8 protein-coding genes are annotated in these 11,331 nt (G+C 65.3%); 3 read left to right on the top strand and 5 right to left on the bottom strand.

Annotated elements, in window-relative coordinates; all coding sequences use genetic code 11:
- Window positions 1–82: 82 nt before the first annotated feature.
- Both LCL61_RS17655 and LCL61_RS17650 read left to right on the top strand, forming a co-directional pair.
- Window positions 83–1,465, top strand: a complete 1,383-nt coding sequence (locus tag LCL61_RS17655) for an amino acid permease (protein WP_340687825.1) — start codon at window positions 83–85, stop codon at window positions 1,463–1,465.
- 249 nt (window positions 1,466–1,714) lie between these two features.
- Window positions 1,715–3,757: an AfsR/SARP family transcriptional regulator gene (locus tag LCL61_RS17650; protein WP_340687824.1), complete on the top strand. Its 2,043-nt coding sequence runs from the start codon at window positions 1,715–1,717 to the stop codon at window positions 3,755–3,757.
- Here the strand turns inward: LCL61_RS17650 and LCL61_RS17645 are convergent.
- The 5 genes from LCL61_RS17645 to LCL61_RS17625 form a co-directional block, all read right to left on the bottom strand.
- Window positions 3,754–5,343: a PucR family transcriptional regulator gene (locus tag LCL61_RS17645; RefSeq protein WP_340688616.1), complete on the bottom strand. Its 1,590-nt coding sequence runs from the start codon at window positions 5,341–5,343 to the stop codon at window positions 3,754–3,756. The genes LCL61_RS17650 and LCL61_RS17645 overlap by 4 nt on opposite strands.
- A gap of 105 nt (window positions 5,344–5,448) precedes the next feature.
- Complete coding sequence (locus LCL61_RS17640; RefSeq protein WP_340687823.1) at window positions 5,449–5,661, bottom strand: hypothetical protein; 213 nt, start codon at window positions 5,659–5,661, stop codon at window positions 5,449–5,451.
- Window positions 5,662–6,024: 363 nt separating this feature from the next.
- On the bottom strand, window positions 6,025–6,243 hold the full coding sequence (locus LCL61_RS17635) for a hypothetical protein (RefSeq protein ID WP_340687822.1): 219 nt from the start codon (window positions 6,241–6,243) through the stop codon (window positions 6,025–6,027).
- A gap of 568 nt (window positions 6,244–6,811) precedes the next feature.
- Window positions 6,812–7,030, bottom strand: coding sequence for a hypothetical protein (locus LCL61_RS17630; RefSeq protein WP_340687821.1), 219 nt, complete (start codon window positions 7,028–7,030; stop codon window positions 6,812–6,814).
- A 452-nt stretch (window positions 7,031–7,482) separates the two neighbouring features.
- Window positions 7,483–8,199, bottom strand: coding sequence for a hypothetical protein (locus LCL61_RS17625; protein ID WP_340687820.1), 717 nt, complete (start codon window positions 8,197–8,199; stop codon window positions 7,483–7,485).
- A 933-nt stretch (window positions 8,200–9,132) separates the two neighbouring features.
- On the opposite strand from LCL61_RS17625, the gene LCL61_RS17620 reads away from it, so the two are divergent.
- Window positions 9,133–11,082: a recombinase family protein gene (locus LCL61_RS17620; RefSeq protein ID WP_340687819.1), complete on the top strand. Its 1,950-nt coding sequence runs from the start codon at window positions 9,133–9,135 to the stop codon at window positions 11,080–11,082.
- Window positions 11,083–11,331: the final 249 nt, after the last annotated feature.

Raw genomic sequence — 11,331 nt, 5'->3', positions numbered from 1 at the left:
ATGACTTCTCGCGCTGTGACATCCGTCGCAGCGGAAGCGGCCATCCGCGCTTCCCGAGCCATCGAACCCACAGGACTGACATATGAGTTCTTCCTCGGACCGCGACTACACCAAAGCATTGAGCGGCCGCCAGGTACAGATGATCGCCATCGGCGGTGCGATCGGAGTCGGGCTTTTCCTCGGCGCCGGCGGAAAACTCCAGCAGGCGGGCCCATCACTGCTCCTCTCGTACGCTCTGTGCGGGGTCGCGGGCTACTTCGTCATGCGCGCACTAGGCGAACTCGTGCTGTACCAACCGAGTTCAGGCAGTTTCGTCACCTACGCGCGCAAGTTCATCGGCCCGTGGGCCGGTTTCGCCTCCGGCTGGATGTACTGGCTCTATTGGGCGACGACCGGGATCGCGGAGATCACGGCGGTGGCCATCTACGTGCACAAGTGGCTGCCCGACATTCCGCAATGGGTCACCGCGCTGGCCGCGCTCGGTGTGCTGCTGCTGGTGAACCTGTTGAGTGTCAAGCTGTTCGGCGAGCTGGAGTTCTGGTTTTCACTGGTAAAGGTCCTCGCGATCGTCGTGTTCCTCGTCGTCGGTCTCGGCCTCGTGCTCACGAGCGCGCAGATCGGGGAAACGACGGCAGGAGCGCACAACCTGATCGCCCATGACGGGTTCTTCCCCGCGGGCTTCGGGATCACCCTGATGACCTTGCAGGCGGTCATCTTCGCCTACGCCGGCATCGAACTCGTGGGCATCACCGCCGGGGAGACCCAGGAACCTGGGAAGGTCGTTCCCAAGGCGGTCAACAGTGTCGTCTGGCGGATCGGCGTGTTCTACGTCGGTTCGGTCCTGCTGCTGGCGATGCTCGTGCCGTGGCCGTTCTACAGCTCGGGCGAGAGCCCGTTCGTCACGGTCTTCACCAGGCTCGGCATCCCGGCCGTCGGTGACGTCATGAACGCGATCGTGCTGACCGCCGCGCTGTCCTCCTGCAACTCCGGTCTCTACTCCACCGGCCGGATCCTGCGCGCGCTCTCCGAAAAGGGCGAAGCACCCGAATTCGCCGGACGGATGAACAAACACCACGTCCCCTACGGCGGGATCCTCTTCACCTGCTCCGCCTACGTCCTCGGTGTCATTCTCAACTATCTGGTGCCGAAACAGGCGTTCGACATCACCACCGCGATCGCCTCGTTCGGCGTGGTGTCCACTTGGGCCACACTCATCGTCTGCCAGATGCGGCTACGGCAAGCCTCACTTCGCGGAGAACTGGAACGCCCTCGGTTCAGGATGCCGGGAGCGCCCTACACCGGCTGGGCGACCTTGGGTTTCCTGGTACTGGTGATCGTGCTGATGGGTTTCTCCGACGGCGCGGAGAAGATCGCCTTCTACTCGATGCCCGCCATCGTCATCGTGCTGGTGGTCGGCTGGCGCGTGGTTGGCCGGCGTCGCGATCGGATCTCCGTTCCCAGCTGACCTCCCAGGTTTCTTCCAGGCCTCTCGGGCACACTCGGTTCACGTGCGGCCACCCCCGCCGCATGGTGAAACGGCACGCGAGACATTCCGGGCACCCAGGTGCCGCCGCCGCGGATGTCTCGCGTGTCTTCGTTTCCAGGCACCAAACGCACTTGCCCGATTCGGCTTCCGCCACAACGCCTTCGCTCACCTCGACACTGAAGAATATGAAGCCGAAGCGACAAGCGCGCGACGACAGGATGAGCACCGATGAAATTCCGTCTGCTGGGAGCGATCGAGGCCTGGAAGGAAGACGCGGCGCTGCCACTGGGCGGCGCGAAGCCGAGGACCGTGCTGGCCGCGTTGCTCCTCTCCGGCGGGCAACCGCTGTCGGTTTCCCGGATCATCGACGCGCTGTGGCCGGAAGAACCCCCGAAAACGGCCCAGGCACTGGTGCATTCCTATGTCGCGACGCTGCGGAAGGTGCTCAGATGCGACGGGCACAAGGAAGTCCTGCAGACGAGATCCCGGGGCTATGTCATCGAACCGAAGACGATCTGGCTCGATCTGACCGAGTTCGAGCGGCTCGTCGCGCAGGGGCGGGCGGCCAACGCCGAGGAACGGTACGAGCAAGGAGCACGGCTGCTCCGGGAATCGCTCGAGCTTTGGCGCGGCGCCCCGCTCGACAACACCTGCGCGGGCTTCGCCGAGCCGGAACGGGTGCGGCTCGATGAGTTGCGGCTGGCCGTCCTGGCCGAACGGTTCGAAGCTGAGCTGGCGATCGGCGCCGAAGCGTCGGTGGTCGGCGAGCTCGCGAAGCTGGTGGCGGAGCATCCGCTGCAGGATCGCTTCATCGCTCTGCTGATGACCGCGCACTACCGACTCGGACGCCAGGTCGAGGCACTGGAGGTCTATCAGGGCTATCGCCAGCACCTTCTCGCCCTCCACGGTCTGGAACCCGCCGCGCGGTTGCGAGACCTGCACGGGGCGATTCTGTGCTCCAGCGAGGAACTGCTCACCCCGAAACGCGCCAAGACCGAGTCACGGCTGTCGCCCGCTCAGCTTCCCCCGGACGTCCCGCATTTCACCGGCCGCTCCTCCGAACTGGCGCGGGTCATCGACGCGGTGGCACGCCCCGGACTCGCGAGGCCTTCGCTCGTGGTGCTGACGGGGCAACGCGGGATCGGCAAGACCGCCTTGGCCGTGCACGCGTGCCACCGGGTCGCCGAAGCGTTCCCGGACGGTCAGGTCTACCTCGATCTCGCCGGGCTGTCGGCGAAAGAAGCGATCATGCGCGTACTGCGCGCGCTCGACGTCGGCACCTCCGTGGCACCACACTCGGCCGACGAGGCCGCCGCGCACTACCGGTCGTCGCTGCGCGACCGCCGGGTGCTGCTGCTCGTGGACAACGCCTCCGACAAAGAACAGCTGAGGGCCTTGCTACCGGCGGCGCCGGGTTGCGCCATGGTCGTCACCACCGGCGAACGCCTGCACGGCATGCCGGATACGGTAGTCCACATCGGACCACTGCACCCTGAAGATTCTGCCGAGTTGTTACACAAGCTGATCGGCACCCGGGACGACGCACTCGACGAGCTGGCGGCGTTGTGCGATCACCACCCCCTCGCCCTGCAGGCGGCGGCCGCCCGCTTGTCGAGCAGGCCACAATGGACGGTCACCCGGCTGGTCGCCCGGCTGCGCGACCCTGGCTGCCGCCTCGCGGAGCTGTCGGCCGGCGACCCGCAGTTGCGGAACGAGCCGGTGTCCGCGTACCGGGCGCTCGGCGAACGGGACGGACGGCTCGTCGCCGCGCTCGCGATCGCGGACGCGCCGTCCTATGTGCCGTGGATGGCGGCGGCACTGGGCGAACTCTCCGACGACGAAGCGGAAGACGTGCTCGATCGCCTGGCGGACGCCTATCTGCTCGAGCGTGACGGCGACGCGTACCGGATGGCGGGCCTGGTGCGGCTGGCGGTCGCGGCGGAAGCCTGCTCCGACGACCTGTCCAGGAAGGCAGTGGCGCGGCTGTACAGCCGGTACGCGGTGGCCGTCCGGCGGGCGGTGGCCGCGCTCGGCACCGGCGATTCCGCGATGGGTGATCCCGCCGCGTGGCTCCGGGAGCATCGTGCCCGTATCCAGGCGCTGACCCGTGCGGCGATCCGCCTCGGCCTTCTCCCCGTGGCAGAAAGCCCGGCCACTCCGGCCTTTCGAGTCGCACCGCCTCCGGCCGCGCTCTGGCCGAGCGACGGCGGATGCCGACGTACCACCTTCGAGCGAGGCTCGATGCCGGTGGCGACCCCTTCGCTCCGCTAGCGCGTGTGCCGCCACAAGCGCAGCTGGAGCATCGCGGCGAACCGGGCCTCCGGATCAGCGATGTCGAGCCCGCTGATCTCCGCCAGCCTGCGCAGCCGGTATCGGAAAGTATTGGGATGCACGAAGATCTCGTTGGCCGCTGCCGGGATGTCGCCGAACGCGTCGAGCCAGGCGTCGAGCGTCTCCACGAGATGCGTATTGTGCGCACCGTCGTAGGCACGCAGCCGCGCGACCGGCCCTGCGGGAGTGTCGTCATGCTCCTCGATCAGATCGGCCATCTCCAGCAGCAGAATCTCGCTGAGCACGTCGCAGGTACGCGCGACCGTACGGCCGCCGACCCCTTCACGGAGCGCACGCAGCGCGCGATCGGCCCCCGCGCGCGACCTGGCCAGCGAAATGCCGCCGAGCGTGCTGGGCCCGACGCCGACGAGCACGCTCAACCGCTCGCCGAGCCGGTTGCGAAAGTCCACCGCGATCCGCACCGCGCGGTCCTCCGCCGCCTCGTCATCGCCGGGAACGGGCAGGACGGCGTAGATGACATCGCCGACCAAAGCCGTGGCCGCTCGGGGATGCACTGCCCCCAGATGCAGCGCGAGTGCGTCGACGACCTGCTGCCGTTCCGCGATGTACTGCGCCTCGTCGCCGGGGACGGCGGCGAGCGCGAAGGCGAGCACCACGCAGGGGTGCGCCGCCAGCCCCAGCCTGCGCGCCGCCTCAGCCGCCCCGGAACCGCCTTCCAGCGCGGTGCCGACGAGCCCGGCCCGCAAGCGGCGTTCGACGTCACTTCCGGTCCGCAGCCACATCATGTGCAGTGCCACGAGTTTCGCCGCGTCACGGAGCGCGGCGCCCTGCTCCTCCGACAGTGGTGCGCGCACGGCCGCCCAGATCGACCCGAGCACCTCGTCCCCCGCCCGGACCACCATCGCGACCCGCGGCGAGGAGAGCACCGACTCGTCGACTGGCAGGGCCCGGATGTACACCGGCTGGCTGCTGCGATAGACCTCTTGGAGAATGCCGCCCTCCTCAAGGCTTCTCGCGAGCCGTGCCGGCACCTTCCTGCCGAGGATGGTCGCGATACGTGAGGTATCGGTCTCCTCCTGCCCGCAGGAGAAGGCCAGGACGCGGCAACCCCGGTCCTCGATGGTGACCGGGGCGCCGACCAGCGCGGAAACCGCGTTAGCGAGGGCGAACAAATCACCCGAAGGCAGCCCGCCAAGGGTTTCCCGCTCGATCTCCCCTCGATCACCGTCGTCGACCAGCGACCGGATCATCGCGGCCAGCTGGTCCCAGGACGCTCCCGGTGCCAGTCCGAGCAGCGCGACACCGGACCGCCGTGACGCTTCCTTGATCACCGAGTCGGCCCGCACCGGGGACCGCACCAGAAGCGCCGACGCGCCGTGTTCACCCAGCTGGGCGAGCAGACCGGCGATCTGGGCGCGATCGTGCACGCCGACGCCCAGTACGAGGGCGCTGTGCGGAAGCGTCAGTTCGTCACGCGGGTCGTAGATGACGACGCCGCCGATCTCGGGGGAACCTGCCGGGTCGCCGCAAACGAGTTCCACCAGCGTGCTGCCCAAGTCCTCCAGTATGCGACCGAGACCTGCCCGCGGCCGAGTGGGCTCCAAACTCGCCTCCCTGCTATGCGACCGGAATCCGGTTCTTCCTAACGACGATGATCACCATCGACGGCTTCATGCCGATTCCGCGATCCGCGACGCACGAAGTCGCGGCGCTGCGGCGACCGTCAGCTCCTCCCAGGTGATGTGTCCGAGAAGGACATCCTGGATGGTGTGCCGGGACACGGGGCGGATCCCGCCGGACTCACTCACGTCGAGATCGACGGTCACCGTTTCCCGTTCGCCTCCCGCCGGACGACGGGGGAATTCCTTGATCCGTAACGCCATAGCAACTCCTCCGGTCGAACGGCACCGCGACTTCGTTCCACTTAACAGGAGAACAACCGCGACCACCATGAGGAAACACCTGCAGAACCACGGAAGGAATCCTCTGGGATCGGGGATCCATTGAGGGGTAACGCAGAGGTGGCGTGTTGCAAAAGCCATTACTACCTGAATGTACAGCTCCGCAAGGGGACACGTGTGGCGTTTCGGGTTCCAACCTCGCTCGCCACTCACGACCCCCTCGCGAAACCGCGCGAAGGACGCAGTCGGAAACTGCCATCCGGAAATGTGCCTCTTGTGTCCAGCCAGGCGTGCCACAAAGGTTTTCACTGCAGGATAGGCGAACGCGCCATGTTCGTTTGCCCCTCAATAGCCATTCCTCCAGACGTCCACCCAGGTGCCACACTCGTTGTTCACGCAAGCGCCGACCGTGACGACCTTGTCGAACGTCCACCAGGAATAACTCGTACTGAGATTGAGTAGCTTATTATCGAAATAGCCCAGAACCTTGGTGTTGAGCGTCGCGCTCGTGACCGTCCAATGGGCCGCATACTTGGCGGTGTCGCGGTAAGGACTGATCCTCATGCACAGAACGGCGACCTGACCCGGCTGCCTCGGCCCCAACAAACTGTAGTGTTGACAGTCATCCGCGGATACGGCAGCGGCTGTCCCGGTTCCGGTGAACAGAAGTGACGGAACAGCCCCATCACGGCAGGCAAAAGAGCGAACTTGTTTTGCACAGCTGCCACCCTCTTTCCGAGAGTCTTCGTGAACACGGAACCCCGTCAGGTCACGCTAGCAATCGGATTCGCCGGCGACCACGCAGAAGTACACGCAAGAGCTCCAGCAGGAGACGGCCGGGTTCGCGGGGGAGTAGACGCCCATGTCCGGGCCGCCAGACACCGGAACCTGGCAGCTTCGCCAGCACGCGCGCCCATCGGACCACTCCACGGAACATCCTCCGCCCTAGCATCGCGGGAGATCGGCTCCAGCATCAAGGTCGAGTTGGGCGAACAGCCTGCATGATCGGCACAGTGATCGTATTCCCGCCGAACAAGCGTGGCACAGCAGTAGATGGACCACGCTGAACGAACCGGTGCCCCCCTGTTACCCCACCGGACATCGCAATAGCATTGCCGGTGGCGCGATGTGGTCATGGCCTGCTCGGCCGGGGTTTCCGGCGTCCCTCATCCGGCTCGGCCTCCGGCGGCGGCCGCAGCATCGTGAGCATCTTCATCCCGGCTCGCACGCCGTTGATCTGGTCGTGGACGCTGGTGATCCACTCGTCTTTCGGGCCGCGGGCGAAGTGCGGATCGACTGTCCCGCTCAGCAGCCGCGAGATCCGGGTGAAGTTCGCATCGAACTGCTTCATCTCGTAGGCGATGAGGTCTTCCAGTGGTGGGTCGAGACGGTAACCCTCGCCCCAGGTGCAGATCAGCGGCTGGATTAAGCGACAGAACCCGGCATTCGCGAGCCCGAGACGAGCCCGAGAGGTCCGAAACAGTCCGACACCAAGCGACACACCCCGACACCGCGGACACGCTGTGACCAGATGAAAAGGTCTTGTTCGGCATCACTCGACACCATCCGACACACAGTGTCGCTGGCTCTTAACCAGCGGGTTCGCAGCCAGGCCAGCATCAGGCCATCGAGACTCATATGTTAATGCGGCCACCGCCAGCCGTTTGCCTTCGCTCCCCTCTCAGAGCAACTTCGCCAGAGAGGTAGCGCTGCGCTCCCAAGGCCGACCGTTGCCAAAGTGCATCTTCCCGTGGCCGAGGGGGACTTTCCGGCGTTGAACGCCGGAGAGTCCCCTACGCAGCCCTAGCACCAGCCGACGTTCCACCGGTCGATCTGGTACGACACGCCACCGCCCCAGAGTGTTGCCCAGATCTGAAAACCGCCGAAGTCGTGTATGTCGTACAGACCCTGCCCTTTGTTGGAGTACCGGAGAATTACACCGTGGTACCAAAGTGGCGTGTTGTCCTGGATAATGCACTGATAGAGCTCCTCGCGCGGCGACGCCGAAGCTCGAAGAGCTGACCGTTGGGTGTCAAAGACCAGGTTGGCGGCGACGTGGTGACGTCGACGAAGGGGGTAACAACGAATCTGCTCCCACAGATGCCCGATGACAGCGGCCTGGATATCGGCGTTCGTTTCGTTCAGAGAGACGCCACCTCCGGTCACCCCACGGCGAGCGCCGAAAGTCCCGACCGCGGCCCGGCTCGCGCGAATGACCCTGGCGACGATGCCGGGCACGGCGGCCACCATGGCGTTCAGTACGAGTTCCGCTGCAACGGATCCTCCGTTGCCGTCGATAGAGGCCCGCTGCAGCAAGGCGTACAGGACTTCGTCGCGATGGTCGTAGTCGCGGCTGTCCAGAACCTCAGTAAGCCGGCTATGTGAACTGACACCGGCCAGCGCCGGGTCGTCCTCTGACCAAGAGCTCAATGCTGCGTCGAACCTTTCGAGCGACTTACGGCGAGTCAGCTGTCGCTGGAGCGCGGTGAGCGGGCTGCAGGCAGGTGCGAAGGCGGACATCGCGGGTCCTTTCGAGCGGCGACAAGATCGCCACGAGGCTCGAACCCACCCCTCGCCCTTTCCCTGGCCCAGATGCTTGCCCTGGGCTGGGGCAAGTAGGTATGTCACTCGTTCGGGCGTACAGGATGATGCTCCGTGGCCGCCACGGCGGGAACACGACGCAGTTCGAGCGAGACTTGATCACCTCCCCGAGATCAACATCGACTACGGTCTCGACTCTCCGAAAGCTGACGAGACCTGGGGCGTGCGGGGCCTTGCGCCCCTCTGTTGGCGACATTCGGGCCTGCATGCACTCGGCGGTGGAGTCTCCAGGGATCCTTTCGACAGGTCTCCCTAACGGCGACAAGGTCTCGCCGTTAGCCAGAGCTGCCTAGGCGACGTCAGGCTGGCAGCTAAGCCGTCGATGGTTGAACTACCGCCATGCGGCGTTCCCCACCGGATGCGACGTCTCAAAGTTGCGTCGTCCGGGAGAGGGACTGCTCTCGACGTCACCTCGAGATTTCATCGCGGGCGCAAATAGCAGAGTTCTACGCCGATGAATTGTTCGGCGCCTGTAATGCACGTGTCTTCAGAGACATCTTCGGTCCGGCGAGACTGGCCGCGAGACCAGCGAGACCCGCTCCAGCGCAGGTCTCGCTACCGCGTTGGCCGCCGGGATCGCGGTCTCGGAGGGCTGATGAGGCAAGCATCCGGCGACGAGGTAAGCGAACCAGCGTCTCCGTTCGGAGCGCCCGCGTGGTGCTACGCCCAACCGAGAAAGCGCGGCATTGATCGCACCTTTTCCGGGCACATTGACCGAGTCCATGGAACCGAAGCCGAAATGGTTCGGAAACGACTTGCCGCCGCCACCACTGATCTCTTGCGCTGGGCACGCGAAAGCGCCCACAGCGGATTACCTGAGGACGGCGATCCCGCATGATTTCACCTGACGAGTTGACCGCGGCCGCACCGGCTCTGCTGTCGACACCAGATGGCCGCATGACGCAGATTCCGGTATCAGGTCCCTCGGGCCTGTCGGACTACGCGGTGTCGCCGCTGGGCATGCCCACCGCTCTCCTCCGCAACGAAGTCCGTGTCGCCTTCCTCGCGCGAACCTCCACTGAGGACCAGCAGGATCCCCGCCAATCCATCCTGCGTCAGCTCGGCAACTCCAAGGCCGCCATCCCCGAATCCTGGGTGATCGTCGCGCACTTCTACGACGTCGAGTCTGGACGCATGGACCTCGCGTCCCGCGGACGCGGCGAGAACTACGAACGATTCGACATCCCGATCGCGCGAGACGGCGGCATCACCGAACTCCTGACCGAGGCCGCCAGCCCGAAACGCCGGTTCGACGTCGTCATCTGCGAGAACATCGCACGGGTCGCCCGGCGGGCCTTCGAAGGCTTGTCGGTCGAGCGCGAGCTCGAGCGAAACGACGTGCCGCTGTTCGGCTCGAACGAGCCGATCACGGACTCCGGCAGCAGCGCTCAACGCATCCTGCAACGCCGGATCAACCAGTCGGTAGCCGAGTACGAGGTCCTCAACACCCTCGAACAGTCCTGGGGCGGCCTCTGCACCCATGTGCGCGAAGGCTGGAACATCGGCAAGCCGTGCCATGGCTACAAAGCGAAAGTGTTCAAGCATCCGAACCCAGCGAAGGCGGCCAAGGGCTACACGAAGTCACGACTCGAACCTGACGACCTCAAAGGCGAGACAGTCACTCAGATCGCGTTGTGGCGGTACTACGAGCGCCTCGGCTGCGACACGATCGCCGACCGGCTGAACGCGGACCTGGACAAGTACCCGCCTCCCGAGCCTCCGGGCAAGCGACGTGCACGCGGCGTCTGGGGACGATCCAGCGTGTACGACATCCTGCGGAACCCCAAGTACACCGGCTACCAGGTCTTCAATCGACGCGCCACGCGATCGCGCCGAGGCAAGCACAACGACCCGATCAAGTGGGTCTGGTCGCCGGCACCGGTGCACGAGCCGCTGATCCCGAAGTGGATGTACGACGCGATCAACGCAGGGTGGAAGTCCAACCAGGGCTCGCGAGACGGCACCGAACCCACGAACAAGCACCCGGCCACAGTCAGGACCTACCTGTTCCGGGGACGGATGTTCCACGAATGCGGACGACGGATGTTTGGCGATCCACGCCACGGCCGGGCGTACTACCTCTGCAGGCCGAACAACAACAACAACAACCGTGGCCGTCCGGACAGATTCGCAGACCATGAAAAGGTCCTCTACCTTCGCGAGGACTCTGTACTGGACGCGGTGGCCAAGTTGTTCGCCGACCGAGTATTCGGCCCTGACCGCCGGGCGATCCTGGAAGCCGACCTCGAACGCGTCGACGATCACGTGGCTACGGAACGCGAGGCCGAACGGGACCGTATCCGGCGAAAGCTGGCCGAGATCGACAAACAACAGGCATCGATCCTGAAACAGGCGCAGCAAGGCGACCCAGACGACCCCTTCACCACCGCGCTGCGTGGCAGCTACAACAACCTGGCAGGCGAGGAGAAGCGGCTCCTAGCCAAGATCACCGAACTGGACGAAGCGGACCTTGCTGCGACACCGAAGGAGATGACGGCAGACGATCTGCCTCTGATCGACGCACTGCCCTACCTCGCGATGAACCTCGCGTTGGCGCCGGCGCCATACCTTCAAGCGCTGTTCGAAGCCGTCCAGCTCGCCATCATGGTCCACGACGACGGCGAACATGCGACAATCACGATCAAGCTCCCGGCAGACCAGCTGCCGGAGATCACTCACGTAGCGGAAAGGATCACCGACGTGGCGCCCTCCCACGAACTCCAGCGCGAAGCCGCGCCTGAGCTTGTGGGGATGTTGCGAGTGCCCCCGGTGAGATTCGAACTCACACTGGACGGGTTTTGAATCCGGCCAGGAACTAGCCCCCTACCTGCGAAGACGTCGATCCGCTCTCCATTTTGGGGGCGAGGCGGGGGTAGGACTCTCCCGCCGAGTGCCTCAGCGTGCCGCACCGGACATGCAGTGGGCAAAGCCAACCAACCGAGGACCTAGCGCCGCGCGTTTGGCCCGGACAGTTTCAACGACGAAGATGCACCGCGGCTTCACTACGCGCCAACACTCGCTCTAGCAGGTGTAAGTCACCCCGCCCGTAGC

Origin of the sequence: Amycolatopsis coloradensis (assembly GCF_037997115.1) — a bacterium.
GTDB classification, from domain to species: domain Bacteria; phylum Actinomycetota; class Actinomycetes; order Mycobacteriales; family Pseudonocardiaceae; genus Amycolatopsis; species Amycolatopsis coloradensis_A.
The sequence above is the reverse complement of the archived record's forward strand: the minus strand, read 5'-3'. Positions and strand labels throughout refer to the sequence as shown.

Coding starts and splice junctions, on each gene's coding strand:
- LCL61_RS17655 (WP_340687825.1), top strand. CDS start 83: ATGAGTTCTTCCTCGGACCGCGACTACACCAAAGCATTGAGCGGCCGC.
- LCL61_RS17650 (WP_340687824.1), top strand. CDS start 1,715: ATGAAATTCCGTCTGCTGGGAGCGATCGAGGCCTGGAAGGAAGACGCG.
- LCL61_RS17640 (WP_340687823.1), bottom strand. CDS start 5,661: ATGGCGTTACGGATCAAGGAATTCCCCCGTCGTCCGGCGGGAGGCGAA.
- LCL61_RS17635 (WP_340687822.1), bottom strand. CDS start 6,243: ATGAGGATCAGTCCTTACCGCGACACCGCCAAGTATGCGGCCCATTGG.
- LCL61_RS17630 (WP_340687821.1), bottom strand. CDS start 7,030: ATGAAGCAGTTCGATGCGAACTTCACCCGGATCTCGCGGCTGCTGAGC.
- LCL61_RS17625 (WP_340687820.1), bottom strand. CDS start 8,199: ATGTCCGCCTTCGCACCTGCCTGCAGCCCGCTCACCGCGCTCCAGCGA.